Below are 24,304 nucleotides of genomic sequence, written 5' to 3'. Positions count from 1 at the left end.
TGGGCCCCGACTTTCGCCGGGGTGACATCGAGGTTGAAGATAGGGCGGAGCAATAAAAAGGGCGCCCCGCAGGGCGCCCTTTCCAAGTCAGTTTTGCAGTCCAATCAGAGGGTCTTGCCCAGCGCCACGGCGGTGTCGGCCATGCGGTTGGAGAAGCCCCATTCATTGTCGTACCAGGAGAGGACCGACACGAAATTGCCATCCATCACCTTGGTCTGGTCCAGAGCCATGGTGGAGGAGTGGCTGTCGTGGTTGAAGTCGATGGACACGTTGGGGAACTCGGTATAGCCGAGCACGCCCTTGAGTTCGCCGTCGGCGTACTTCTTGACCGCAGCATTGATCTCTTCGGCCGTCACATCGCGCTTGGCGATGAACTTGAAATCGACGCAGGAGACGTTGGGGGTCGGCACGCGGATCGAGACGCCGTCGAGCTTGCCCTTCAGCTCGGGGAGGACCAGGCCGATGGCCTTGGCAGCGCCGGTCGAGGTCGGGATCTGGCTGAGCGCAGCCGCGCGGCCGCGATAGAGATCCTTGTGCATGGTGTCGAGGGTCGGCTGGTCACCGGTATAGGAATGGATGGTGGTCATCATTCCCTTTTCGATGCCGAATTCCTTGTGCAGCACATAGGCCAGCGGGGCCAGGCAGTTGGTGGTGCACGAGGCGTTCGAGATCACCACGTCGTCCTTGGTGAGGGACGCATGATTGATGCCGTAAACGATGGTCTTGTCGGCGCCATCGCCGGGAGCGGAGATAATCACCTTCTTGGCGCCGGCCTTCAAATGCGCCGAAGCCTTTTCCTTGGAGGTGAAGATGCCGGTGCATTCGAGCGCGATATCAACGCCCATGGCAGCATGCGGCAACTCTTCGGGATTGCGGACAGCGGTGACCTTGATGGGGCCGCGACCGACGTCGATGGTGTCGCCATCGACCTTGACGGTGTGCGGGAAACGGCCATGCACGCTGTCGAAGCGCAGCAGGTGAGCATTGGTTTCGACTGGGCCGAGATCGTTGATGGCCACCACTTCGATATCGGTGCGACCCGACTCGATGATGGCCCGGAGGACATTGCGGCCGATACGACCAAAACCATTGATGGCGACGCGAACTGCCATGTTTTTACGCTCCTAAAGGGAGGGGAGGAGAAAGGGAGGCGGGGCTCTCTTACAACTGTGCGGTGACGGCTTCAACAACGGCCTTGGACGTAATCCCAAAGTGGGCATAGAGCGCATCAATGGGACCCGAGGCACCGAACGAGTGCATGCCGACGAAGCGGCCCTTGTCGCCCAGGAGCTTGTTCCAGCTCATTTCGATGCCGGCTTCCACGGCCACGCGGGCCTTGGCCGAACCCAGCACCTCGGCCTTATAGGCGTCGGACTGCTTGGCGAAGAGCTCCATGGAGGGCACCGAAACAACGCGCGCGGAAATGCCCTTTTCGGTCAGTTCCTTCTGGGCCTCGACGGCGATGGCCACTTCCGAACCGGTGGCGAAGATCACTGCATCGGCATCGACGGGGCCGACCAGGGTGTAGGCGCCCTTGGCGGATTTGTTCTCGGCTGAATATTCGGTGCGAACAGCGGGCAGGTTCTGGCGGGAAAGGGCGAGAATGGATGGATGCTTCTTGCTTTCCATGGCCAGTTCCCAGCATTCGGCGGTTTCCATGGCATCGGCCGGGCGGAAGACCAGAAGATTGGGAATGGCGCGCAGGGCCGAGAGATGCTCGACCGGCTGGTGGGTCGGGCCATCTTCTCCCAGGCCGATGGAGTCATGGGTCATGACATAGATGACGCGCTGTTCCATCAGGGCCGAGAGGCGAATGGCAGGGCGGGCATAGTCGGTAAAGACCATGAAGGTGCCGCCATAGGGAATGAGGCCACCATGGAGCGCCACGCCATTCATGGCCGCGCCCATTTCATGCTCGCGAATGCCATACATCATGTAGCGACCCAGGCGATTATCGGCCTGGAAGGGCAGGGTCTCGGGGGTATTGGTGAGATTGGAATGGGTGAGGTCGGCAGAACCGGCCAGCGTTTCGGGCACGGCCTTGTTGATGATCTCGAGCGCCATCTGCGAGGCCTTGCGGCTGGCGACCTTGGGCTTGTCCTCGGCCAGCTTCTTTTTATAGGCGGTCATGGCAGAGGCAAATTCGGTGGGGAGCTTGCCCATCATGCGGCGGCTGAATTCGGCCTTCTTGTCCGAGGCATTGAGACGCGATTCCCATTCGCCGCGCAGGTTCTGGCTGCGCTTGCCGGCGGCGCGCCAGGCATCGAGGATGGTGGCGGGGATTTCAAAGGGCGGATAGTCGATGCCCAGAGCGGCCTTGGCGCCAGCCAGTTCCTCGGCGCCGAGCGGAGCGCCATGGACTTTTTCGGTGCCGGCCTTTTTGGGCGCGCCAAAGCCAATGGTGGTTTTGGCAGCAATCAGGGTCGGCTTATCGGTCGAGGCCTTGGCTTCAAGCAGGGCTTTTTCGATTGCGGCCTGGTCGTGGCCATCGATCTCGATCGTGTTCCAGCCAACGGCCTTGAAGCGGGCGATCTGGTCGGTCGAGTCGGCGTTGGAGACCTTGCCGTCGATAGTGATATTGTTGTTGTCCCAGATCAGGATCAGCTTGTTGAGCTTGAGGTGGCCAGCGAGCGAGATCGCTTCTTGGGAAATGCCTTCCATCAGGCAGCCGTCACCGGCCAGCACATAGGTGTGGTGATCGACAAGGTCGGACCCGAATTCAGCAGCGAGCTTGGCTTCGGCGACAGCAAAGCCGACCGAATTGGCCAGACCCTGGCCGAGCGGGCCGGTGGTGGTTTCAATGCCCGTGGCATGGCCGAATTCGGGGTGACCAGCGGTCTTGGAACCGAGCTGGCGGAAATTCTTGACCTGGTCGATGGTCATATCGGCATAGCCGAGCAGGTAGAGCGAAGAATAGAGCAGCATCGAGCCGTGGCCGGCCGAAAGGATGAAGCGGTCGCGATCAGCCCAATGGGGATCGGCGGGGTCGAACTTCATGATCTTGGTGAACAGCACTGTGGCGATGTCGGCGCAGCCCATGGGCAGGCCGGGGTGGCCGGAATTGGCTTTTTCGACCGCGTCCATGCTGAGCGACCGGATCGCATTGGCCAAATCGTTCTGCTGGGCTGTGTTCGTCATGGAAAGACCGCTCGCTTGAAAAAGGCTAGGAATTGTCGGGGGCGGGCGCAGGGCGACCTCCTCCCAAAGGCGGGGTTGAGCCATAACAGGTTCGTCTTGCCTGTCAATGTCACCAAGGGGCGCAAGCGTTCGGCTCAAGGCCGGAAATCGGGGGGTTGGGCCTGTAACACAGTTGCAATGCCACATTCGCTGGGGCAGGCTGGACGGGTTGGAATCGTCGCGTCTTGAGGGCAGTAGCGGCCATGAGTGAGACGGAGCTTGAAGAGGGGCTGGTGGCGGCCAATGCCCGGTTCGACCGGGTGCTGGCGCGCTTGACGACGAGTGTGCGCGACCTCAATGGCCGGCTTCAGCGTCAACAGCGCATGGAAGTGGATACCCAGCGCCTCGTGCATGAGCGGGCGCGGCTGGCGACCGAGCTGGATAAGACGGCGGCCCGGGCCAAGCGGCTGGATGACAGCGCCCATGAAGTCTCGCGCCGGCTGGTCGAGGCGATGGAGACCGTGCGTTCGGTGCTGCAGAAAGCGGAGACTTAGGTGCCCGAGGTCAATGTCGAGATCAATGGCCGCAAATATCGCATGGCCTGTGAAGAGGGGCAGCAGGGTCATCTGATCGGGCTGGCGGAGCGCTTCAACACTCAGGTCGAGGGGCTCAAGGGCGCGGTGGGCGAGATCGGCGACAATCGCCTGACCGTCATGGCCGGCATTGCGGTGCTGGACGAATTGTCCGAGGCGGAGCGCAAGATCAAGGCGCTGGAAGCCCAGATCGGCGAATTGACCCAGGCAGGGCAAGAGATTGCGGCCGAACTGGAAAATACCGAAGCGCGGTTTGCCCAGAAGCTTGTTGAAGCGGCCAAAGCGCTTGAGGGCGTGGCCGATAGTCTGGACGCGGCAGCGCCATTGCCCTGATCGATCACGAGAATGAAAAAGCTGCATTGCCGCTTTGCAGCCGCGCCAACAAAAGCCTATATCTCATCTCGCTGCCCGGCGCGTGAGGACACACACATCCCCGGGGCCTTAATCGATCCTAAGGGAGCTGTCCCTGACCGGGCCCGTGGGCTCGGACATACGGCGCCCACCTACGTATGTAGGTTCCCGGGATCGCAAGTCCCACGGCCAGGGCGGCACCGAATTGAGCTTCGCGACGAGGGCGTATGGCGGACCAGGCATTGGAAGAGGCAAAGGCCGCATTGCGGGCCGAGGCGCATGCCATAAGGGCCGCCCTTTCTCAAGAGAATCGTATGGAAGGCGCCAAGGCCGCCGCTGCAAATTTCTTTGAATCGGTGGCCTATGCGCCCGAGGATGTGATCGCGGGTTATTGGCGCATACGCGATGAGCTGGATTGCCAGCCCATATTGGTGCGGCTCATGGATAGCGGACAAAAGGTGGTGCTGCCGGTCGTGCAGGGCCAAGATGAGCCGCTCGACATGCGCATCTGGGAAGCCGACGCGCCGCTTTACGAGGCCGGCTTCGGCACCCTGGCGCCATCGGACCTGGCCCCGCGCGCTGTTCCCGATGTGGTGCTCATGCCGCTGCTGGGCTTTGATAACCAGGGCACGCGGCTGGGCTATGGCGGCGGCTATTATGACCGCACACTGGCTGTGTTGCCTAAAAAGCCCCTGCTTGTCGGCCTGGCCTTTGCCGCGCAGGAACTGGCCCATATTCCGCGTGATGCCCATGATGTGCCCCTGGATGTAATTGTCACCGAGCAGGGTGTCCGCTTCTTTGGTTCGCGCGGATGAGATTTCTGTTTCTGGGCGATGTGATGGGGCGGTCCGGCCGGGATGCCGTGGCCGAGCGGCTGCCGGGGCTGGTGGCCGAATTCGGCTTCGATTTCGTTGTCGTCAATGGCGAAAACGCCAGCCATGGCAAAGGGCTGATCGAAAACCACTATCAGAGCCTGCGCGATGCCGGCGCCGATATCGTCACGCTGGGCGACCATGCTTTCGACCAGCGCGAGGCGCTGAGCTATATCGAGCGTGAGCCGGCGCTGCTGCGTCCCATCAATTACCCGCCCGGTACGCCGGGGCGCGGCGCCATGCTGGTGGAAAGCCGCAATGGGCATCGCGTGCTGGTGGTCAATGCCCTGGGCCGGGTCTTCATGCCGCCGATTGACGATCCGTTCCGGGCCGTGGATGCGGCCATTGCCGATTGTCCGCTGGGGGAGGTGGCCGATGCGGTGATCGTCGATTTCCACACCGAGGCCACATCGGAAATACAGGCCATGGGGCATTTTCTGGATGGGCGCGCAACGCTGGTGGTGGGTACCCATACCCATATCCCCACCGCCGATTATCGCGTGCTCAAAGGCGGCACGGGTTTTATGGCCGATGCGGGCATGTGTGGCGATTTCGACAGCATTATCGGCACGGAGACCGATGAGCCGCTCAATCGGTTTCTGACGGGCATTCCCGGAGGGCGCTTCACACCTGCCGAAGGCGAGGCGACGCTCTGCGGCGTGGCCGTGGAAACGGACCCGGCGACGGGCCTGGCGCGGCGGATCGGCCCATTGCGGCTTGGCGGCGTCCTGGCGCAGACCGTGCCGGAATTCCTGCGGAGCTGACGCCACAAAACCCCGAACAATTGCCCTTGCATTGCCTTGCCGGACGGCAAGCGCTGCTGGCCGGTCATCCGATCATGGGTGTATTTGGCAGATTTCTCCACTTGCCCAGACTCAAAAATTGGGTTCGGATCAAGATGTTGCGCCTGGGGCGCAGAATTGTCGGCTGGCTAAACGGAAAAAACGGGCCCCGGACGCGGCAGGAAGTGCCGATCAATCGTCCACGCATGCAGGAGTGGGGCCATGCTCGATCCGGTCATCAATTTTCTCAACGACATCTTCTGGGGCTATGTGCTCATCTATGGGCTGCTGGCGGTGGGCTTGTTCTTCACCGTGCGGCTGGGATTCATCCAGTTCGTCAATTTCGGCGAAATGTTCCGGGCGGTGCTGGGCTCGCGCCAGGGTGACAGTGCGGGCATTTCGCCCTTCCAGGCCTTAACGATCAGTCTCGCCTCGCGGGTCGGCACGGGCAATCTCGCCGGTGTGGCCGTTGCGCTTTATCTGGGCGGCCCGGGCGCCATCTTCTGGATGTGGATGGTGGCGCTGGTGGGCATGGCGACGGCCTATTCGGAATCGACGCTGGCCCAGCTCTACAAGACCAAGAACGAGGACGGCCAATATCGTGGCGGCCCGGCCTTCTATATTGCCAAGGGCCTCAAGGCGCCGTGGGCCGGCGCCATTTTCTCCGTCTGCCTGATCCTGGCCTTTGGCCTGGTGTTCAACGCGGTGCAGGCCAATTCGATCGCCGACGCCATGCAAGGCGCTTTCGGCCTGGACAAACTCTGGGTCGGCGTGGCGCTGGCTGTGCTGACGGGTGTCGTGATTTTTGGCGGTATCCGGCAGATTGCCCGCGTGGCCGAGATCATCGTGCCCTTCATGGCGGTTATCTATCTGCTGGTGGCGCTCTATGTCGTGGCCATCCATATCGGTGAGGTGCCCGGCATGCTGGGCCATATCGTCCAGAGTGCCTTCGGGCTGGATGCGGCGGGCGGCGGGCTTGCCGGAGCGCTGCTCAACGGGGTCAAGCGCGGTCTGTTCTCCAACGAGGCGGGCATGGGATCGGCACCCAATATCGCGGCGGTGGCCACACCGGACCCGCATCATCCTTCATCGCAGGGTTTTGTGCAGGCGCTTGGCGTGTTCATCGATACCATCCTGATCTGCACCGCGACGGCATTGATGATCCTGCTCTCGGGCGTAATGGTCGATGGCGGCGAATTGACCGGTACGCCGCTGACGCAGGCGGCAATGAGCGTCCATATCGGCGGGGCCGGGCAATATTTCATTGCCATAGCCATCCTGTTTTTCGCCTTCACCTCGATCATCGGCAATTACTCCTATGCGGAAAACGCCATGACCTTCCTCAAGGTCGGCAATATGCCGGGGCTGACGGTGCTGCGGCTGGGCGTTCTGGCCATGGTGGTCTGGGGCGCCTATGAGAGCGTGGCGACGGTGTTCAACGCGGCCGATGCCTCGATGGGCCTGATGGCGACGGTCAACCTGATCGCCATCGTGATGCTGTCGGGCACGGTTGCCAAGCTGACCAAGGACTACCGGGCGCAGCGCAAGGCGGGGAAAGTGCCGCTCTTCCACGCGGCGGACTATCCCGAACTCAGCGGCAAGATCGACCAGACCATCTGGAACAAGCACGATCCGGGCTGACAAGAGCGAGCCCAGGAAACGCGTCCGCCGGGCATGATGCCGGGCGGGCGCTTTATTTTTGCCTTTTCACCCCCTATAAGCACCGGCGAAATCCGTGAATTGCTTATCCGAGGTCTCTAATGGCTGGCCATTCCCACGCCAAAAACATCATGCACCGCAAGGGCAAGTCGGACGCGATCCGTTCGAAAATCTTCTCCAAGCTGGCCCGCGAAATCACCGTGGCGGCCAAGATGGGCCAGCCCGACCCGGCCTTTAATGCCCGCCTGCGCCTGGCCGTGGCCAATGCCCGCGCCCAATCCATGCCCAAGGACAATATCGACCGCGCCATCAAGAAGGCATCGGGCGCCGATAGCGAGAACTATGATGAGATCCGCTATGAAGGCTATGGCCCGGGGGGCGTGGCCGTTATCGTTGAAGCGCTGACCGACAATCGCAATCGCACTGCCTCGAATGTGCGGTCCTATTTTTCCAAGAATGGTGGCGCGCTGGGTGAAACCGGCTCGGTCGGCTTCATGTTCGACCGCGTTGGCGAGATCACCTATCCGGCCTCGGTGGGCTCGGAAGACAAGGTGATGGAAGCGGCCATCGAGGCTGGCGCCGACGATGTCGAGAGCGACGAGGACGGCCACTATATCTACACCACATTCGAGACCATGGCCGAAGTGTCGGCGGCGCTCGAGGCGGTGCTGGGGGAAGCTGAATCGGTCAAGGCGATCTGGAAGCCACAGAACCAGACACCCATCGACGCCGAAAAAGGCGCGACGCTGATGAAGCTTATCAATACGCTCGAGGAAGACGATGACGTGCAGAACGTCTATTCGAACTTCGACATGAGCGAGGAAGACGCCGCCAAGCTGGAGGGCTGAGCATTCTTCAGCCGCGCCGTCCCACTAGTTGGGGCGGCGCGCATTACGGCTTGTCGTGGGCCGATGTCCTGGGTCAGTCTCCCCTCATCATGGAGGAGAGCCAGCAATGCTCATTGTACTCAATGGCTATCCGGGTGTGGGCAAGCTCACCATCGGGCAAGAGCTGGCCGCACGCGTCGCGGGTCGTCTTCTCGATATCCACACGGTCTATAACGTCGCCTTTGCCCTGACGGAGTTCAGGTCGCCCGCTTTTGTGGCGACGGTCGAGAAAGTCGAGGCCATCGCGCACGATCTCATTCGCGACCTGCCGGCCGATGTTCCGGTGATCATTACCACCGTTTTGGCGGGTGACAGCGAATGGGGCACCGCCGAGTGGCGCCGGATCGAGGCTCTCGGGCGAGATCGTGCCCCGCTTTATGTCGTGCACCTGCATTGTGACCTCGATGAGAATATGCGCCGCATTCAAGCGGAAGGGCGGGGCGCCAAACGAAAGCCCAGGGATGGGGAAATGGCGCGCCGAAACCATGCCGAGGCAAAGTCATTGCTGGGCGCCGATGCGCCGCATCTGCTACGTCTCGACGTGACGAGGCTTATGTCGGATGAAGCGGCGGTCAGCATAATGGACTGGATTGCCGAGAAGGCCTGATGTCGGTGCCACTCTTTATTTATGCACTGCGCCTGAGGGCGATGACGGGGTGATCGTCGATATCGGCCAGGGCGGTGGCGTTGCGCCCGGCGCGTTTGGCGCCATAGAGGTGCTGGTCGGCGATACGGAAGAGCTGGGCAAAGGAGGCGGGCCGTGAAAAGGCGGCGCCGCCAATGCTGACGGAAAGGGGATGGACCTGCCCGTCGGGGGCGAAATAGGCGGCGGCGACCGACAGGCGGATGCGCTCGGCGACAATCTGGGCCTGCTGCTCGGTTACCCCAGGCAGGAAGACAGCAAATTCCTCCCCGCCCATGCGGCCCACAAAGTCGCCGCGGCGCAGGACGGAGCGAATGGCGCGGGCGATGATGGTCAGGGCATGATCGCCATTGTCGTGGCCGTAAAGGTCGTTGATGGCCTTGAAATTATCCGCGTCGATCATCAGCAGGGCGCCGATTGCGGACGAACTGGCGCTCTGCAGCCAATGTCCGACCCGGTCGGCAAAGGCGCTACGATTGAGACAGGCAGTCAGACCATCGGTGCGCGCGACGCGATCCAGGCGCATATTGGCAATGGCCAGGCTGCGCAGACGCAAGCTGCAAAAGAAAAAGAGCGGCGCTCCGATAAGGATCGGCAGAGCCGTTGCGCCGGCCAGCAGACGCCAGGCGAGATCGCCGCGCAAATCGTTAAAGGCGACCGTGGTGAAGGCGATGGACAGCAGCACGCATGAGAGCGTGCCCATAAGTGTCCACCGTCCGACGCTGGACAATGCGGGGACAGTCGGGTTGCGGCACGGCATCAGCTCGACATGCCGCCTTCCTGCCGGCGAAAATGACCGGCATGCGAAGCGTTTGGTATGGCCATGCCCAGGCAGGTGTTCCCGGCGAGCCGGATAATCGCTCCAGACATTTCTACCCCATTTGTCCCTACGTCCGCCGGGACGCTAACGGCTGGTTCGTGAATGCAAAGTTTGCCTGTTTGGTAAAACTTTAAGGCGCATTGTAACGGGCAAATTTTGTTGCCTATTTGTTCACTTCGGGCTTGGTATGGTCGGGTCTTCCCACTACAAGGAAAACCATGACGAGAGCTGTACGAATCATCGGAATCGATCCGGGGCTGCGGCGTTGCGGCTGGGGCATTATCGAGGCTGTGGACAACCGGCTGAGCTATGTGGCCGGTGGAACGCTGACCCCGCCGATCGAGGGTGCGCTGGCCGACCGGCTGGCGAACCTGGCCGAGGCGCTGGGCGCAGTGCTGGATCAGCACCGGCCCGATGAGGCGGCTGTGGAAGAAACTTTCGTCAATTCCGGTCCACGCTCGGCGCTGATCCTGGGCCAGGCGCGCGGGGTGACGCTGGTGGTACCGGCGCTGCGCGGGCTGGTGGTGGCCGAATATGCAACCAATCTGGTCAAGAAATCGGTGGTCGGCACCGGCCATGCCGAGAAGAACCAGGTGGCGCTGATGGTCAAGACGCTGCTGCCGGCGGCGGTGATCAAGGGCGCCGACGCAGCCGATGCGCTGGCGGTTGCCATCTGCCATGCGCATCATCGGGTTTCGGCGCGCCGCATGGGAGCTCTGGCATGATCGGCAAGCTCAAGGGGCTGGTGGACAGTTTCGGCGATGATCATGCGCTGATCGATTGCGGCGGCGTTTGCTACGAGGTGTTCTGTTCGGGGCGGACGCTGCAGGCGCTGCCGCGGGTGGGCGAGCCGGCGGTGGTCTTCGTCGAGACCGTGGTGCGCGAGGATTTCATCAAGCTCTATGGCTTTGCCAATGAGGCGGAAAAGAGCTGGTTCCTGCTGCTGACCAGCGTGCAGGGGGTTGGCGCGAGAGTGGCGCTGGCGATCCTGTCGGTGCTGTCGCCGTCGGAACTCTCGAGTGCGGTGGCCCTGCAGGACAAGGCGATGATCGGCCGTGCCAATGGCGTGGGGCCGAAGCTGGCTTTGCGCGTGGTTACCGAACTCAAAGGCAAGGTGCCGGCCATTGGGACTATTGATGCGGGAACGCTGGGCCTGCAGACGGCGCTGGGCGAGGGTGTCGCCAGCTCCAATGTCAGCGATGCGGTTTCGGCGCTCACCAATCTGGGTTATTCGAGCGCTCAGGCATCGTCTGCCCTGGCCCGCGTCGTGGCCAAGGAAGGCGAGGACACGCCGACCGAGAAGCTGATCCGGCTGGGACTTAGGGAATTGAGCGTTTGACCGATCTGACTTCTGCATCAAGCGGCCGGGACGATAATCTCGATGTTTCGCTGCGGCCTTCCGGTTTTGCCGATTTCGTCGGGCAGGCCGATGCGCGGGCCAATCTGGAAGTGTTCATCGAGGCGGCCAAGAAGCGTGGCGCGGCGCTGGACCATGTGCTGTTCGTGGGGCCGCCGGGGCTGGGCAAGACGACATTGGCGCAGATTATAGCCAAGGAACTGGGCGTGGGTTTTCGCGCCACTTCTGGCCCGGTGATTGCCAAGGCCGGGGACCTGGCGGCGCTGTTGACCAATCTCGAAGAGCGCGATGTGCTCTTTATCGATGAAATTCACCGGCTTAACCCGGCTATCGAGGAAGTGCTCTATCCGGCGATGGAGGACTTTCAGCTTGACCTGATCATCGGCGAGGGTCCGGCGGCGCGGTCAGTGCGGATTGACCTGGCCAAGTTCACATTGGTTGGTGCGACAACCCGCGCGGGCCTTTTGACGACGCCGCTGCGCGATCGCTTCGGCATTCCGGTGCGGCTCAATTTCTATACGCCCGAGGAACTGGTGCAGATCGTGACGCGGGGGGCGCGGCTGCTGGGCATGGCCATGGCGCCCGATGGGGCGATGGAGATTGCGCGCCGCTCTCGGGGGACGCCGCGCATTGCCGGGCGGCTTTTGCGCCGGGTGATCGATTTTGCCATGGTGGACGGCGCCAGCGAGGTCAATCGGGCCATTGCCGACAAGGCGCTGTTGCGGCTCGATGTGGATGCGCGGGGACTCGATCAGCTCGACCGGCGCTATCTCAACACCATTGCTGATTTCTATAATGGCGGGCCGGTGGGTATCGAGACCATTGCGGCGGCCCTGAGCGAGCCGCGCGATGCCATCGAGGAAATCGTCGAACCCTATCTGCTGCAGCAGGGGTTCATTCAGCGCACGCCGCGCGGACGCATGTTGACCGCGATTGCGTTCCAGCACCTCAACAAGGTCGTGCCGCAGGGCTTTGTAGGCCTGCAATCGAGCCTGTTCGAGGAGGACGGGGAATGAGCGCGCGGCATGTGATCAGTTTTCCCATCGAGGGGCAGCGTTTCAACTTCCGTGTAGCCGGGGTCATCATCGTGGATGGGCATGTGCTGGTCTGCCGCGAGGATGATGACGGCTATACCATGCTGCCAGGCGGGCGGATCGAATTGGGGGAGCCCAGTGGCCTGAGCCTTGAGCGGGAGATGGAAGAGGAGCTGGCGATGCCAGCAAATATCGGTCCCATGATCGCCACCTCGGAGAGCTTTTATCGTCGCGAGGACGAGGATTTCCACGAGCTGGGCTTTTTCTATGAGGTCAACCTGCCGGGACAGGCGCCCAATGGGGCGTCGCCCTGGCTGCAACGTCCCGATGAAGGTCATATCCTGTCCTTCTATTGGGTGCCTCTGGAGCGGGGCGAGCTGGAGCGTTTCAATCTTCTGCCGCGCTGGCTGCCGGATTTCCTGCGCAATTTGCCTGACGCGCAGGTCCATATCGCCCATGACGAGCGCGGCCCGGCATGAACGGGGTTGATGATCGCATTGTCGAGGTGGTGAAGCTGAGCCGTCCGGCACAGCGGGCCCTGGCGGCCGCGGGCATCGAGACATTTGCCGATCTGGCGACCTGGGCGAAAGCGGATGTGGCGGGCCTGCACGGGGTCGGGCCGAAATCCTTCACCGAACTGGACCCGGCCATGGCTGCGCGCGGGCTGGACTACAGGGCGCCATGAGTGCACATGCGATCAACATCCGGATCTATTACGAAGACACCGATTTTTCGGGCAATGTCTATCACGCGGCCTATCTCAAATTCTTTGAACGTGCGCGCACCGAGTTCCTGCGTGACCTCGATGTTCATCATTCCGAACTTGCCGGGCAGGGGCTGGCTTTTGCCGTCAGGGCGATGACGCTGGACTTTCAGGCGGCGGCGCGGATCGACGATGTCTTGACCGTGACCACCGATGTGGTCGAGGTCACCGGGGCCCGTCTGGTGCTGGACCAGACAATTTCGCGTGAAGACCGGGTCGTCACCAAGGCCCAGGTAACGGTCGTGGCGATCAAAATGGGCGGTGGGGCGACCCGGTTGCCGGCCTATTTGCGGGCGCGTCTCAGGCCCGGCGCATGAGGCCAGAATCGGTTTATTAACCCTTTGGTGACCATAAGGTAGGCAAAGGCAGATTTGCGCCGCGCCGGATGTCACCTGGGCCCGGAAATGCGGGCATTTCTCTTAATTTTGACAGAATTCGTCCCCATCGCACCGCCTATGGGGCCAAACGTATGGGCCGGCCGGAAGGAAACGTTTCATGGAAACCATGGATGCAGTGGGCGCCGTCGTGCCACATGCTGACTTGTCCATTTGGGGGCTGTTCTGGGCCGCCGACTTCGTTGTCAAAACGGTGATGCTGGGCTTGCTGGGTGCCTCGATCTGGTGCTGGGCGATCATTATCGACAAGACCATTACCTATCGCCGGACCCAATTCGAGATGAACCGGTTCGAGCGGACCTTCTGGTCCGGTCAATCGCTGGAGGAGCTCTATCAGCAGCAGGCCGAGAAGCCGTCGGGCGGGCTGGGCGCCGTATTCGTTGCGGCAATGAAGGAGTGGAAACGCAGCCACGAGCAGAATGCGGCAAGCTTTGTGGGCATGCAGCAGCGGCTCGACAAGGTGCTCGACGTCGCTATTTCCCGGGAAAGCGAATATCTCGAAAAGCGGTTGAGCTTTCTGGCCACGGTGGGTTCGGCGGGGCCCTTTATCGGGCTGTTCGGCACCGTCTGGGGCATCATGAACGCCTTCACCAATATTGCCGCTTCGTCGGACACCAATCTGGCGGTGGTGGCCGGACCGATTGCCGAGGCGCTGTTTGCTACGGCCATTGGCCTTGTCGCCGCTATTCCGGCGGTGATTGCCTATAACAAGCTCAGCTCCGATGCCGGCAAGATGATCGGGCGGCTGGAAGGTTTTGCCGACGAGTTCTCGACCATTCTCAGCCGCCAGCTCGAAGCGCGGGGCCGCTGATATGGGTATGGGTGTCGCATCGGGCGGAGGCGGCGGGCGACGCCGACGCCGCAAGAGCCGGGCCATTATGAGCGAAATCAACGTGACGCCGATGGTCGACGTCATGCTGGTGCTGCTCATCATCTTCATGGTGGCCGCACCGATGATGACATCGGGCGTGCCGGTGGACCTGCCGCGCACCGCGGCCAATGAATTGCCGAGCCAGACCAGGCCGATCACCGTTTCGGTTTCACCGGACGGGGCGATCTTTGTCGATGAAGCGCCCGTCACCGAGGCGGACCTCGTCACAACCATGGGCACATTGGCGACCACCGAGGACCGCATTTATCTGCGCGGCGATACGACGGCCAATTACGGCACGGTCATGCGGGTCATGGGCCTGCTTTCGGCGGCCGGCTATACCAAGATCGGGCTCGTGACCGAGCGCGAGAGATAGGCGCCAGGCATGCGTAAGGGCCTTGTCGTATCGGTATCTGCCCATGTTCTGCTGCTGGTGCTGGGTCTGGTCAATCTTGGCCTGACAGAACCGCTGCAGCCCAATGTGCAGTCCATTGCCGTCGACCTGGTGCCGATCGAGGACTATTCCAATATCCGTCTCGGGCAGCTCGATAGCGAGGTGGTGGAGACCGATACGCCTTCGGTGGTGGAGAGTGAGCAACCTGCCGAACTGGCGCAGCCCACTGGTAATACCGAGCAGAACCAGGTGACACCCTCGCCTGCCGATATTCCCACGCCTTCGCCGGTGACCGAGGCCGCGCCAGCGCCCGAGGCGGAACCGTTGCCTGAGCCGGAGCCAGAACCCGAACCTGCACCAGAGCCGGAGCCCGCGCCTGAACCGGCCCCGGCCCCCGAACCGGCACCCACGCCCGTAACCCTGCCGCAGACGCGACCGGCTGATCTGACGCCGCCGCCCGAACCCACCCCGACCCCCGAGCCCGCGCCGGAACCTGAGCCCGAGCCCGAACCAACTCCGGAACCCGTTCCCGAACCGACACCGGCGCCGGAACCGACGCCCGAACCAAGTCCGGAGCCGCCGGCGCAGGTCGATGTGGCTCTGCCGACATCGCGGCCGAGCGATCTGGCGCAGATCCGCGAGCAGGCTTTGGCGGCCGAAAAGCGCCGGAAGGAAGAGGAAGAGCGCCAGAGGCAGGCGGCGGCGGCCGCTGCGCGTCCTGCGCCGCCATCCCAGATCAGTTCGGAGACAGCTGACGAGATTTCCTCGATCATCAACAATGCGCCCACCACCGGCGCAACCACGGGGCAGGGCGGTGCGCCCACCCTGGGTGACACGACGGGAACCTCCGCGCGGCTGAGCCAGACGGCCATCGACGGGCTGGTGGCCAAGATCAAGACGTGTTGGAACCTGCTGCCATCCGACTACAATAGCGGCATGAACGTGACGCTGAGCGTGAGCATGAACCGCGATGGCAGCGTCAATGGCACGCCGCAGGTGGTGGCTGCTGACCCCTCAACGGCGGGCCAGGCGATTGCCCGCGCTGCACAGCGCGCGGTGATGCAATGCGGCCCCTATTCGATGCTTTCGGCTGACGCCTATGACGAATGGCGGCAGATCGAAGTGGAACTCAGACCCTGACCTTGAATTTGCCAGTTTGCTGGCCACACTGCGGCCAAAACGGCAAGACCGGAGAAATTTAGGACCGATGACCCTGTTCAACCGACGCGCAGCGCTCAAGCTCGGCCTCGCCGGCGGCGCCCTATTGGCCACCGCGCCTATGTCCCTGGCGCAATTGCGCATCGTGGTGGAAGGCGCCAATTTCCAGCCGCTGCCCATCGCCATCCCAGACTTTGCCTCTTCCGATCCGGCCTTCGGGCGCGAGATCGCCGATATCGTGCGCAATAATCTTAGGCGTTCGGGCCTGTTCCTGCCGCTCGATCCGGCATCGCTGCCGGTTGCGGTGGGCGATGTGAACAATACACCCGACTTCAATGTTTGGCGCACCGCCAATGTCGATGGCGTGGTGATGGGCGCGGTCGAGCGTGGCGGACAGATTACCGCCTCGGTACGCGTCTGGGATACGCAACAGGCCGCGCAGGTGGTTGGCAATTCCTACGCCACCGACCCCAATTCGGCTCGGCGCATCGGACATCTGGTATCGGACGCGATCTATTCGCAACTGACCGGTGGCACCGGCTATTTCGACACGCGCGTGCTCTATGTGGCCGAGAGCGGTCCCAAGGCCAATCGTGTGCGGCGGCTGGCGATCATGGACCAGGATGGGGCCAATGTGAGTTATCTCACCGATGGGCAAACCATGGCGCTGACGCCGCGCTTTTCGCCCAATGGCGACCTCGTCACCTATATGAATTTTGCCGAAGGCAATCCGCAGGTCTATCTGCTGCAATTGTCCACCGGGCGGCAGCAGCGCCTAGCCAATGTGGGCGCCATGACGTTCGCGCCGCGCTTTTCGCCCGATGGCGGCACAGTGGCCTTTTCGGTGGAGCAGGCCGGCGCGACCAATCTTTATGCCGTCTCGACCGGCGGCGGGCAGCCTATGCAACTGACCTCGGGCGCGGCGATCGATACCTCGCCGTCCTATTCGCCCGATGGCAGCCGCATTATCTTCGAGAGTGATCGTGGTGGCTCGCCGCAAATCTATATGATGGGCGCGGGCGGCGGAAATGCGCAGCGTATCAGCTTCGGGCAGGGGAGCTATTCGACGCCTGTCTGGTCGCCGAAAGGCGATCTGATTGCCTTTACCCGCCAGTCGGGCGGGCAGTTCCATATCGGCATCATGAATCCGGACGGTTCGGGCGAGCGCCTGCTCTATTCGGGCTATCACGCCGAGGGGCCGACCTGGGCGCCCAATGGACGGGTGATCATGTTCTTCCAGGATCCGGGCGGCAATGATGGTCCGCGTCTGATGAGCGTGGATATCTGGGGACGCGCGGCCCAGACCGTGCCGACCGAAAGCTATGCCTCGGACCCGGCCTGGTCGGGTTTGAGGGGCTGAGCGCAGCCGGCTATCCGTCCTAGACAAAAAGTCCTCCTGCTTTGCGGGAGGATTTTTTTGTTTGGGCGGGAACCTGGGGGCGAAAACGGCCTTTTACGCAGTTTCCGACCGTCTGGATCACTGCAAATTTTTCTTTTTTTGGGGGTGTCCCTTTGCGTTTGGAACACGTTTAAAGCATTGAAATAACGCGTGTTTTATAGGACTTTCCAGTATCTCCGGTTTTTTCCGGGGCGGCGAAACTGGCTGAGACGAGGCCCCGTAGCTTCCTGCGTCCCATCGCGATGAATGGGAACGAATTTCAACAGGAAGGAACTACAGATGTCTCTCTCTCTTCGTGCTCTTTCACTTGCTGCTGTCCTGGCTTTGGGTTCGGTTGCCGGTAGTGTTGTTGCCCAGGAAAACCCGATGGTGGGCGGCGCTGCCATGCCAGCGACCAACAACATTGTCGAAAATGCCGTGAACTCGGCCGACCACACTACGCTGGTGGCTGCCGTTCAGGCTGCCGGTCTGGTCGAGACCCTGTCGGGTGAAGGCCCGTTCACGGTCTTCGCGCCAGTCAATGCTGCTTTTGAAGCCCTGCCGGAAGGCACGGTGGAGGGGCTTTTGGCGCCCGAAGCCAAGGATCAGCTGACGGCCGTCCTGACCTATCACGTGATTGCCGGCGACATTCACTCGGGCGATCTGGTCAAGATGATCAATGACAATGGCGGTGAATACAAGGCTGCTACCGTCCAGGGTGGTGAGCTGACCTTCGGCCTCGATGGCGACATGGTCAAGATCACCGATGCCAATGGCGGCACCGCCACGGTGACCATTGCCGATGTGGACCAGTCCAATGGCGTGATCCATGTGATCGATGCCGTGCTCCTGCCGGCGATGTAACCAAAAGCTGCACACCGACGAATAGTGCAGGAAAGAGAGGCTTCGCATGCGCCCGTCCCGCTATGCGAAGCCTCACCTTGGCGTGACCGAGATAGACGCTCGCCCGCGTTCGTGGTCACGTCGTTTTGTCCTGGAGCTGCCTGGCCTGGCGCCCGACAGCGTGCTTTCGGAGGAGATGTGTAATGTCCATCAATCGTCGCGACGTGCTGATTTCCGGCTCACTCTTGAGCCTTGCAACGGCTCTTGGCTTTCGCGCCAACGCCTCCGAGGGGGACTTTCCGTTCATGCTGAGCGATGCGGCGTGGCAGGAACGCCTTTCGCCCGCCGCCTATCGGGTGCTGCGGCACGAGGATACGGAACGGCCTTTTACCTCGCCGCTCAATGACGAGAAGCGCGCCGGCATCTTCCATTGCGCGGGATGCGACCAGGCGCTGTTCTCTTCGGAGAAGAAATATGACAGCGGCACCGGTTGGCCGAGCTTTTGGGATTTCATTCCCGGCGCTATCGGCACCAAGGAAGACAATTCACTGTTCATGACCCGGGTCGAGGTGCATTGCAGCAATTGCGGTGGGCACCAGGGCCACGTGTTCGAGGACGGTCCGCCGCCGACCGGCCTGCGCTATTGCATCAATGGATTGTCGCTGCGGTTTGAGCCAGCCGCCTAAAAGAGACGGGAACGATGTGTCTTGCCGCTCATTGGCCTTTCGAAAGGAGAGAGCCAATGACAGATCAAAATGTTCCCAACCAGGACAGACCCGGCAATCACACGGACGGCAAGCTGGACAAGGTCAGCACCGGCGGCCATCTCGGGGGCACCCATTTCGGCCAGGCGGCCGGGGATGCCAAGACCAAGGACAAGCGGGACGGCGGCCGCAAGGCGCGCCCGAATGACGGCAGTAATTGAGCGTTCTGCCCGCAAGGCGTCCTGCCTGAGCCACGCGGCCGGGCGGGATCGCCAATTGTATCGGGAATGGCGGCCTGCCGGATTTTCCGGGCAGGTTTGACGCGGAAGCGGATTTACTTTTTGCCCAAACGCACTAGGTCAATAGAGAAACGACCTGGCAGGCGAAAATGAAAGTCACGACAATTGAAGTGGGGCGCGTTCCCGAGTCGTTGCAGCGGGATTATGTCCCCTATCGCGACATGTTCCAGACCATGTTCTCATCGACGGGCCTAGCATTCGAGCACGAGGCGGTCGATGTGCTTGGCGGGCAGGCGCTGCCCGATCCGGAGGGGCTCGAGGCCATCGCCATTACCGGCTCGTCGGCCGGGGTTTACGAGGACCATGCCTGGCTCGACCCGCTGCGCGACTTCATCCGCAAGGCCTATGAGGCGCGAACGCCAATGCTGGGGATTTGCTTCGGTCATCAGGTGATGGCCGACGCCTTGGGCGGCGAGGTTCGCAAGTCGGAAAAGGGCTGGGGCCTGGGACGGCACCAATATCGGGTGACCGCGCGCCCGCAATTCATGGCCGGGGCGCCCGAGACGCTGTCCATTGTCTGCTCCCACCAGGATCAGGTCATCGTGGCGCCAAGCGAGGCGGAAGTGGTACTGGCCTCCGAATTTACGCCCAATGCGGGACTGTTCTATCGCACGGGGCAGGCGCTCAGTTTTCAGCCGCATCCGGAATTCGACGACAGCTATGGCGCCGCATTGGTGGAACTGCGGCGCGGGCGGGCCAGCGACGAGGTTATCGCCAAGGCAATGGCCTCATTTGCGAGCACTTCGGACAGTGCCCGGCTCCGCGACTATATCGCGCAGTTCATGCATGAGGCGGGGGCGCGTCGCTAAGCTGGAATTAACCATGGCGGGTGGATGTTCGGAGCCAATTTCGTTCTGAACACCAGGCATATGAATGAGCCGCTTCGGTCAACTTTCAATCACGCACAAACTCGTCCTGGCCTTTGTGGGTTTCGGGATTCCCGTTCTGGGCTTTGGCGGCTTTGCCCTGGCCAAGCTCGTGGCGCAGGGCGACGTTGCCGTCATGGTGCCGCTGATGGTGGCGGGCGCCGCGGCGGCAGCGGGGTGCCTCAGCGTTTTTCTACTGTTTCGCAAGGTGGTTTCGAGCCGCCTCGCCGAGCTGGTGGAGATTACCGGGGCGCTGACGGCCGGCAATACCGATGTTTCCATCCCCGCGCAGAGCGCGCGCGATGAATTGACGGTGATGTTCGATGCCTTTGGCCGGTTTCGCGATGCCCTGGTGCAGCAAACGGCGCTGGAGGAGAGCGAGCGACAACGCGGCGTGCAGGATGGCCAGCGGCGCCGGGCCTCGGATCGGCTGACCGATGATTTGCGCGCAACGCTTCAGGCGGTGATGCAGGGGAAATTGTCGGCGCGCGTCCAGGCTGATTACGATCAGGACGAGCTGCGGCAATTGGCCAATGAGGTCAATGCGCTGCTGGCGGCACTCGACCAGGGCCTGACGGCAACCGGATATGTGCTTTCGGGCCTGGCGCGGGCCGACCTGACGCAAAGGGTGACCGGCGAGTTCACCGGCGCCTTTGCGGCACTGCGCGACAATACCAATGCGGTGGCCGACCGCATGGCGCGGGTCATGGGTGATCTGCAGGAAACCTCGCGCCGGCTGAAAACCGCCACCGGGGAAATCCTGGCCGGGTCCAACGACCTGTCCGAGCGCACCAGCCGCCAGGCCGCCATGGTCGAGCAGACATCGGCCACGGTCGAACAGCTTTCAGCGACCGTGGGCGCCAATGCGGAGCGGGCGGAGGAGGCCAATAAGGCCGTGGGTTCGGCGTCGCGCATCGCGGTTGAGAGCGGGACTGCCATGGAGGCGGCCAGCGCCGCCATGGAGAAGATTTCGGCCTCCTCGGCCAAGATCTCCAATATTATCGGGCTGATAGACGACATTGCCTTCCAGACCAATCTCCTGGCGCTCAATGCCTCGGTGGAGGCGGCGCGTGCGGGCGAGGCCGGCAAGGGCTTTGCGGTGGTGGCCGTGGAAGTGCGGCGCCTGGCGCAGAGTGCGGCCGAAGCATCCGCCGATATCAAGCAGCTCATCGATATTTCGGTGGGCGAGGTCAAGTCGGGCACGCAGGTGGTCATGCAGATCGGGGAGCGCATTGCCGCGCTTAATAGTTCGGTGACCGAAAGTGCCGGCCTGATCGGCGAGATCACCGCTGCCAGCCGCCAGCAGGCCGTGGCGATCGACGAGGTGCATGTGGCGGTGCGGCAGATGGATGAGATTACCCAGCACAATGCGGCGCTGGTGGAACAAACCAATGCCGCGATCGAACAGACCGAGGCCCAGGCTGGGGAGCTGGATCGGATCGTTGCCGTATTTACAATCGCCAAGGACGGGCAAGCGGCGCCGAAGCGGCGACAGGCGGCGTGAGACATTGAATGAAAAATGGGCGCCTCCGGGCACCCATTTTGTGTCTGGTCAGCTCTCCATCAGCAGCGCGATTTCCGTGCGCAACTGGGTGAGGCCAGTGCCTTTCTCGCTCGAGGTCAGTATGACATCGGGATGGGCCGCGGGGCGCTTGGCGATGGCTGTTCGGGTCCTGGCGACATTGGTTTCGAGGTCCGTGGCGGAGGGCTTGTCGACCTTGGTCAAAACCACCTGATAGCTGACCGCGGCGCGGTCGAGTTCGTTCATGACCGAGAGATCATTGTCCTTGGGGCCGTGGCGGCTGTCGACCAGCACATAGACGCGCCTGAGGGTGGCACGGCCGGTCAGATATTGATGGATGAGCGCCGTCCAGGCCTTAACCTTGGGTTCGGGCGCCTTGGCATAGCCATAGCCGGGCATATCGACAATGCGCAGGTTCTCGCTCTGGCTCTCGAAAATATTGAGCTCCTGGGTGCGGCCGGGCGTATTGGAGGTTCGGGCCAGGCCAGACGTGCCGCAAAGCGCATTGATCAGGCTCGATTTGCCTACATTGGAGCGGCCGGCAAAAGCGATCTCGACCCGGTCCATGGGCGGCAGGTCGGCGAGCCTGACGCAACCCTTCACAAAGGCGAAGGGCCGGGCGAACATCAGGCGGCCACGCTCGATGATATGGGGCGAATAGTCAGGCTGCGTCATCTGTGGACCCTGGAAGTGAGAAGCCCGCCGGCTGTGCGGCGGGCCTGGTCTTGGTGCTTATGCTGGATCAGCTTTTGCCGGGTTCTGCGGGTTTGGGCTTGCGGCGGAAGCTGTCCAGGATGTTGCCGAACAGGTTCACCTCGGCGCCATGGCGCTTCATGATGAACCATTGCTGGGCAATGGAGAGCGTATTGTTCCAGGCCCAGTAGATCACCAGACCCGCCGGGAAAGTGCCCAGCATGAAGGTGAAGATGACCGGCATCCAGTTGAAGATCATTGCCTGGGTCGGATCGGGCGGGGGCGGGTTGAGGCGCATCTGCACCCACATGGTAATGCCCATGATCACCGGCCAGACACCCAGATGCAGGAAGCCGCCAATGACCGGCATAATGGTCGGGTCCCAGGGGATCAGGCCGAACAGGGTGAAGATATTGGTCGGATCGGGCGCCGCCAGATCCTGAATCCAGCCAAAGAAGGGCGCATGGCGCATCTCGAGCGAGATGAAGATGACGGTATAGAGCGCGAAGAAGACCGGGATCTGGATCAGGATTGGCCAGCAGCCCGAAAGCGGGTTGATCTTCTCTTTCTTGTAAAGCTCCATCATCGCCTGCTGCTGGGCGGCACGGTCGTCCTTGAGGCGCTCCTGAATGGCCTTCATTTCCGGCTGCACGCGGCGCATGGCGGCCATGGATGCATAGGAGCGGTTGGCCAGTGGGAAGAAGAGAGCCTTGACGATGACAGTCACCGCCAGCACGGCGAGGCCGAAATTGCCCAGAATGCCGTAGAGGGTGACCAGCAGCCAATGCATGGGCTTGGTCAGGAAGTGGAACCAGCCCCAGTCGATCAGCAGCTCGAGGCGGTCAAAGCCATGGTTCTCCTGATAGGCACCAATGACGCGGTCTTCCTTGGCGCCAGCAAAGACATAGGCCTCGTGGCTGACCGTGGCGCCAGCGGGCACCATGACCGGTTGCGTTTCCACATAATTGGTCTGGTAGACATTGGTGCCGTTGGTCTGGGAATAGGCGAAACGCGCATTGATCGGCGTTTCGGGCTTGGGCAGGACGGCCGTGGCCCAATATTTGTCGGCAATGCCCAGCCAGCCCGTGGTCGAGGAGAAGTCGACCTGCTTCTCGTTCTGGAGATCGGCATATTTGCGGGCGACATAATTGTTCGAACCCAGGACGCCGATCGGACCTTCATGCTGGATGAAGAAGTTCTGCACCTTGGGATTGCCGTGGCGGACCACGCGAGAATAGGGGAACAGGGCGATATCGCCGGCGCCGGTATTCTCGACGGTCTGGGTGACGGTGAACAGATAATAGTCATCGACGGCGAAGGTGCGATGGAAGACCAGGCCTTCGCCATTGTCGAAGCGCAGGGTAACCGGGGTATCGGCGGTCAGGGTGGTGTTCTCCCCCTCGACCGTCCAGACCGACTGGCTGGTGGGCAGCGCCACGGTAGAGCCTGGGGCGGCGGCCCAGCCCTGTTCGACGAAATAGGCGTCGGCCAGACCTGCAGGCTTAAGGAGAGAGATGATTGGAGAATCGGGATCGACGGTCTCGCGATACTGCTTGAGCTGCAGATCATCGATCCGGGCACCGGTCAGATTGATCGAGCCTTCCAGGTCCTCGGTGGCAATGGTAACGCGGTCGCTGGCGGCGATGGCCGCGGCGCGGTCCGTAAAGACCTGTGGCGCGTCGGCACCGGTGGTTGCCGCAGGCGTCGCGGTGCCATCGCCACTGGTCTGGGGAACGGCGAGCTGCTCGGCTTCGGCCTGCTGGGCGGCGGTGATCTCGGCCTGGCGCTGGGCCTGTTCCAGCTGCGGACCGGCAATGAAAAACTGCCAGCCGAACAGCACAATCATGCTGAGCACGACGGCAAGGATCACATTGCGATTGTCAGAATTCATGGTCTCGGGTTCCGTTGGCCGCGGCCTGATGTTTTTCCAGTGTCGCCCAGTTTTGTGTCATGCACACGAGCGATGAGGCCGCCGAGATCGGCGACGAGCTTGGCGAAAGGCTGGCTGATGGCCTCGCGCCGCGCCAGAAGGACATAGTCATGTCCGGGCACAAAGTCACGCGCGCATGCTGCCGCAGCGGCACGCAGACGACGTTTTATACGATTGCGCTCGGGCGAATTGCCGATTTTCTTGGTGACGGTGAAACCGACACCCGGTTCGGCCTCGGCGCTGGGCACAGCCTGCAGCCCAAACGCAGAACGCCCGGCGCGATTGCCCCGGGCGGCCTTAAGAAACTGTGTGCGCCGCTTGAGGCGGCGCAATGTCGCTTTGCGCGAGGACTGCTCGGCCGTCATCCGGCCAG

The 24,304-nt window shown here is 62.1% G+C and carries 28 protein-coding genes and 1 other RNA gene; 23 read left to right on the top strand and 6 right to left on the bottom strand.

What is annotated here, in order from left to right:
- Positions 1–104 precede the first annotated feature (104 nt).
- Both gap and tkt read right to left on the bottom strand, forming a co-directional pair.
- The gene (gene gap, locus V8Z65_RS14105; protein ID WP_338720787.1) at positions 105–1,112 is read right to left on the bottom strand and encodes a type I glyceraldehyde-3-phosphate dehydrogenase; all 1,008 of its coding nucleotides are present in this window, start codon (positions 1,110–1,112) and stop codon (positions 105–107) included.
- A 49-nt stretch (positions 1,113–1,161) separates the two neighbouring features.
- Positions 1,162–3,138 carry a transketolase gene (tkt, locus tag V8Z65_RS14100; protein WP_338720786.1) on the bottom strand — a complete coding sequence of 659 codons (1,977 nt, stop codon included), beginning with the start codon at positions 3,136–3,138 and terminating at the stop codon, positions 1,162–1,164.
- 242 nt (positions 3,139–3,380) lie between these two features.
- Between tkt and V8Z65_RS14095 the strand changes: the two genes are divergently transcribed.
- The 8 genes from V8Z65_RS14095 (at position 3,381) to V8Z65_RS14060 (ending at position 8,868) form a co-directional block, all read left to right on the top strand.
- Positions 3,381–3,671 carry a DUF4164 family protein gene (locus V8Z65_RS14095; protein WP_338720785.1) on the top strand — a complete coding sequence of 97 codons (291 nt, stop codon included), beginning with the start codon at positions 3,381–3,383 and terminating at the stop codon, positions 3,669–3,671.
- The gene (zapA, locus tag V8Z65_RS14090; RefSeq protein WP_338720784.1) at positions 3,672–4,043 is read left to right on the top strand and encodes a cell division protein ZapA; all 372 of its coding nucleotides are present in this window, start codon (positions 3,672–3,674) and stop codon (positions 4,041–4,043) included.
- Positions 4,044–4,108: 65 nt separating this feature from the next.
- A non-coding RNA gene (gene ssrS, locus V8Z65_RS14085) (6S RNA) lies at positions 4,109–4,266 on the top strand.
- A 22-nt stretch (positions 4,267–4,288) separates the two neighbouring features.
- Positions 4,289–4,876, top strand: coding sequence for a 5-formyltetrahydrofolate cyclo-ligase (locus V8Z65_RS14080; RefSeq protein ID WP_338720783.1), 588 nt, complete (start codon positions 4,289–4,291; stop codon positions 4,874–4,876).
- Positions 4,873–5,697, top strand: coding sequence for a TIGR00282 family metallophosphoesterase (locus V8Z65_RS14075; RefSeq protein ID WP_338720782.1), 825 nt, complete (start codon positions 4,873–4,875; stop codon positions 5,695–5,697). The genes V8Z65_RS14080 and V8Z65_RS14075 overlap by 4 nt, the downstream gene beginning before the upstream one ends.
- A gap of 240 nt (positions 5,698–5,937) precedes the next feature.
- Positions 5,938–7,356 (top strand): sodium:alanine symporter family protein, encoded by a 1,419-nt coding sequence (locus V8Z65_RS14070; protein ID WP_338720781.1) that lies wholly within the window; start codon positions 5,938–5,940, stop codon positions 7,354–7,356.
- Between the two features lie 119 nt (positions 7,357–7,475).
- Positions 7,476–8,222 carry a YebC/PmpR family DNA-binding transcriptional regulator gene (locus tag V8Z65_RS14065; RefSeq protein ID WP_338720780.1) on the top strand — a complete coding sequence of 249 codons (747 nt, stop codon included), beginning with the start codon at positions 7,476–7,478 and terminating at the stop codon, positions 8,220–8,222.
- A gap of 106 nt (positions 8,223–8,328) precedes the next feature.
- A complete protein-coding gene (locus V8Z65_RS14060; RefSeq protein WP_338720779.1) occupies positions 8,329–8,868 on the top strand; it encodes an AAA family ATPase in 540 nt (179 codons plus the stop codon).
- 19 nt (positions 8,869–8,887) lie between these two features.
- On the opposite strand, the gene V8Z65_RS14055 is transcribed toward V8Z65_RS14060, so the two are convergent.
- On the bottom strand, positions 8,888–9,607 hold the full coding sequence (locus tag V8Z65_RS14055) for a GGDEF domain-containing protein (RefSeq protein ID WP_338720778.1): 720 nt from the start codon (positions 9,605–9,607) through the stop codon (positions 8,888–8,890).
- 335 nt (positions 9,608–9,942) lie between these two features.
- Here V8Z65_RS14055 and ruvC point away from each other — a divergent pair, with 335 nt between their 5' ends.
- The 15 genes from ruvC (at position 9,943) to V8Z65_RS13980 (ending at position 21,290) form a co-directional block, all read left to right on the top strand.
- Entirely contained in the window at positions 9,943–10,449 is a 507-nt protein-coding gene (gene ruvC, locus V8Z65_RS14050) for a crossover junction endodeoxyribonuclease RuvC (protein WP_338720777.1), read from the top strand.
- The gene (ruvA, locus tag V8Z65_RS14045) at positions 10,446–11,063 is read left to right on the top strand and encodes a Holliday junction branch migration protein RuvA (RefSeq protein ID WP_338720776.1); all 618 of its coding nucleotides are present in this window, start codon (positions 10,446–10,448) and stop codon (positions 11,061–11,063) included. The genes ruvC and ruvA overlap by 4 nt, the downstream gene beginning before the upstream one ends.
- On the top strand, positions 11,060–12,097 hold the full coding sequence (ruvB, locus tag V8Z65_RS14040) for a Holliday junction branch migration DNA helicase RuvB (RefSeq protein WP_338720775.1): 1,038 nt from the start codon (positions 11,060–11,062) through the stop codon (positions 12,095–12,097). The genes ruvA and ruvB overlap by 4 nt, the downstream gene beginning before the upstream one ends.
- Positions 12,094–12,594 (top strand): NUDIX domain-containing protein, encoded by a 501-nt coding sequence (locus V8Z65_RS14035; RefSeq protein ID WP_338720774.1) that lies wholly within the window; start codon positions 12,094–12,096, stop codon positions 12,592–12,594. Before ruvB ends, V8Z65_RS14035 begins: the two co-directional genes overlap by 4 nt.
- Positions 12,591–12,800, top strand: coding sequence for a DNA-directed RNA polymerase subunit alpha C-terminal domain-containing protein (locus V8Z65_RS14030; protein ID WP_338720773.1), 210 nt, complete (start codon positions 12,591–12,593; stop codon positions 12,798–12,800). The genes V8Z65_RS14035 and V8Z65_RS14030 overlap by 4 nt, the downstream gene beginning before the upstream one ends.
- Entirely contained in the window at positions 12,797–13,195 is a 399-nt protein-coding gene (gene ybgC, locus V8Z65_RS14025) for a tol-pal system-associated acyl-CoA thioesterase (RefSeq protein ID WP_338720772.1), read from the top strand. Before V8Z65_RS14030 ends, ybgC begins: the two co-directional genes overlap by 4 nt.
- Positions 13,196–13,373: 178 nt before the next feature.
- On the top strand, positions 13,374–14,084 hold the full coding sequence (tolQ, locus tag V8Z65_RS14020) for a protein TolQ (protein ID WP_338720771.1): 711 nt from the start codon (positions 13,374–13,376) through the stop codon (positions 14,082–14,084).
- 1 nt (position 14,085) lies between these two features.
- Positions 14,086–14,520 carry a protein TolR gene (gene tolR, locus V8Z65_RS14015; RefSeq protein WP_338720770.1) on the top strand — a complete coding sequence of 145 codons (435 nt, stop codon included), beginning with the start codon at positions 14,086–14,088 and terminating at the stop codon, positions 14,518–14,520.
- 9 nt (positions 14,521–14,529) lie between these two features.
- On the top strand, positions 14,530–15,678 hold the full coding sequence (locus V8Z65_RS14010; protein ID WP_338720769.1) for a hypothetical protein: 1,149 nt from the start codon (positions 14,530–14,532) through the stop codon (positions 15,676–15,678).
- 67 nt (positions 15,679–15,745) lie between these two features.
- Entirely contained in the window at positions 15,746–17,056 is a 1,311-nt protein-coding gene (tolB, locus tag V8Z65_RS14005; protein WP_338720768.1) for a Tol-Pal system beta propeller repeat protein TolB, read from the top strand.
- 318 nt (positions 17,057–17,374) lie between these two features.
- A complete protein-coding gene (locus tag V8Z65_RS14000) occupies positions 17,375–17,938 on the top strand; it encodes a fasciclin domain-containing protein (RefSeq protein ID WP_338720767.1) in 564 nt (187 codons plus the stop codon).
- A 188-nt stretch (positions 17,939–18,126) separates the two neighbouring features.
- Entirely contained in the window at positions 18,127–18,603 is a 477-nt protein-coding gene (gene msrB, locus V8Z65_RS13995) for a peptide-methionine (R)-S-oxide reductase MsrB (protein ID WP_338724030.1), read from the top strand.
- A 56-nt stretch (positions 18,604–18,659) separates the two neighbouring features.
- A complete protein-coding gene (locus V8Z65_RS13990; protein ID WP_338720766.1) occupies positions 18,660–18,842 on the top strand; it encodes a hypothetical protein in 183 nt (60 codons plus the stop codon).
- A 167-nt stretch (positions 18,843–19,009) separates the two neighbouring features.
- Entirely contained in the window at positions 19,010–19,729 is a 720-nt protein-coding gene (locus V8Z65_RS13985) for a gamma-glutamyl-gamma-aminobutyrate hydrolase family protein (protein WP_338720765.1), read from the top strand.
- Positions 19,730–19,793: 64 nt separating this feature from the next.
- Positions 19,794–21,290: a methyl-accepting chemotaxis protein gene (locus V8Z65_RS13980; protein WP_338720764.1), complete on the top strand. Its 1,497-nt coding sequence runs from the start codon at positions 19,794–19,796 to the stop codon at positions 21,288–21,290.
- A 48-nt stretch (positions 21,291–21,338) separates the two neighbouring features.
- Here V8Z65_RS13980 and yihA read toward each other — a convergent pair whose 3' ends face one another.
- The 3 genes from yihA to rnpA form a co-directional block, all read right to left on the bottom strand.
- Positions 21,339–21,983, bottom strand: coding sequence for a ribosome biogenesis GTP-binding protein YihA/YsxC (yihA, locus tag V8Z65_RS13975; protein ID WP_338720763.1), 645 nt, complete (start codon positions 21,981–21,983; stop codon positions 21,339–21,341).
- Between the two features lie 67 nt (positions 21,984–22,050).
- Entirely contained in the window at positions 22,051–23,892 is a 1,842-nt protein-coding gene (yidC, locus tag V8Z65_RS13970; protein WP_338720762.1) for a membrane protein insertase YidC, read from the bottom strand.
- Entirely contained in the window at positions 23,889–24,296 is a 408-nt protein-coding gene (rnpA, locus tag V8Z65_RS13965; RefSeq protein WP_338720761.1) for a ribonuclease P protein component, read from the bottom strand. Before rnpA ends, yidC begins: the two co-directional genes overlap by 4 nt.
- Between the last annotated feature and the right edge of the window lie 8 nt (positions 24,297–24,304).

Source organism: Devosia sp. XK-2 (assembly GCF_037113415.1).
Lineage (GTDB): Bacteria > Pseudomonadota > Alphaproteobacteria > Rhizobiales > Devosiaceae > Devosia.
Note: the sequence above shows the minus strand (reverse complement) of the source record. Positions and strands in the feature narration are given on the sequence as shown.

Coding starts and splice junctions, on each gene's coding strand:
- gap (WP_338720787.1), bottom strand. CDS start 1,112: ATGGCAGTTCGCGTCGCCATCAATGGTTTTGGTCGTATCGGCCGCAAT.
- tkt (WP_338720786.1), bottom strand. CDS start 3,138: ATGACGAACACAGCCCAGCAGAACGATTTGGCCAATGCGATCCGGTCG.
- V8Z65_RS14095 (WP_338720785.1), top strand. CDS start 3,381: ATGAGTGAGACGGAGCTTGAAGAGGGGCTGGTGGCGGCCAATGCCCGG.
- V8Z65_RS14080 (WP_338720783.1), top strand. CDS start 4,289: ATGGCGGACCAGGCATTGGAAGAGGCAAAGGCCGCATTGCGGGCCGAG.
- V8Z65_RS14075 (WP_338720782.1), top strand. CDS start 4,873: ATGAGATTTCTGTTTCTGGGCGATGTGATGGGGCGGTCCGGCCGGGAT.
- V8Z65_RS14070 (WP_338720781.1), top strand. CDS start 5,938: ATGCTCGATCCGGTCATCAATTTTCTCAACGACATCTTCTGGGGCTAT.
- V8Z65_RS14065 (WP_338720780.1), top strand. CDS start 7,476: ATGGCTGGCCATTCCCACGCCAAAAACATCATGCACCGCAAGGGCAAG.
- V8Z65_RS14060 (WP_338720779.1), top strand. CDS start 8,329: ATGCTCATTGTACTCAATGGCTATCCGGGTGTGGGCAAGCTCACCATC.
- V8Z65_RS14055 (WP_338720778.1), bottom strand. CDS start 9,607: ATGGGCACGCTCTCATGCGTGCTGCTGTCCATCGCCTTCACCACGGTC.
- ruvC (WP_338720777.1), top strand. CDS start 9,943: ATGACGAGAGCTGTACGAATCATCGGAATCGATCCGGGGCTGCGGCGT.
- ruvA (WP_338720776.1), top strand. CDS start 10,446: ATGATCGGCAAGCTCAAGGGGCTGGTGGACAGTTTCGGCGATGATCAT.
- V8Z65_RS14035 (WP_338720774.1), top strand. CDS start 12,094: ATGAGCGCGCGGCATGTGATCAGTTTTCCCATCGAGGGGCAGCGTTTC.
- V8Z65_RS14030 (WP_338720773.1), top strand. CDS start 12,591: ATGAACGGGGTTGATGATCGCATTGTCGAGGTGGTGAAGCTGAGCCGT.
- ybgC (WP_338720772.1), top strand. CDS start 12,797: ATGAGTGCACATGCGATCAACATCCGGATCTATTACGAAGACACCGAT.
- tolQ (WP_338720771.1), top strand. CDS start 13,374: ATGGAAACCATGGATGCAGTGGGCGCCGTCGTGCCACATGCTGACTTG.
- tolR (WP_338720770.1), top strand. CDS start 14,086: ATGGGTATGGGTGTCGCATCGGGCGGAGGCGGCGGGCGACGCCGACGC.
- V8Z65_RS14010 (WP_338720769.1), top strand. CDS start 14,530: ATGCGTAAGGGCCTTGTCGTATCGGTATCTGCCCATGTTCTGCTGCTG.
- tolB (WP_338720768.1), top strand. CDS start 15,746: ATGACCCTGTTCAACCGACGCGCAGCGCTCAAGCTCGGCCTCGCCGGC.
- V8Z65_RS14000 (WP_338720767.1), top strand. CDS start 17,375: ATGTCTCTCTCTCTTCGTGCTCTTTCACTTGCTGCTGTCCTGGCTTTG.
- V8Z65_RS13990 (WP_338720766.1), top strand. CDS start 18,660: ATGACAGATCAAAATGTTCCCAACCAGGACAGACCCGGCAATCACACG.
- V8Z65_RS13985 (WP_338720765.1), top strand. CDS start 19,010: ATGAAAGTCACGACAATTGAAGTGGGGCGCGTTCCCGAGTCGTTGCAG.
- V8Z65_RS13980 (WP_338720764.1), top strand. CDS start 19,794: ATGAGCCGCTTCGGTCAACTTTCAATCACGCACAAACTCGTCCTGGCC.
- yihA (WP_338720763.1), bottom strand. CDS start 21,983: ATGACGCAGCCTGACTATTCGCCCCATATCATCGAGCGTGGCCGCCTG.
- yidC (WP_338720762.1), bottom strand. CDS start 23,892: ATGAATTCTGACAATCGCAATGTGATCCTTGCCGTCGTGCTCAGCATG.
- rnpA (WP_338720761.1), bottom strand. CDS start 24,296: ATGACGGCCGAGCAGTCCTCGCGCAAAGCGACATTGCGCCGCCTCAAG.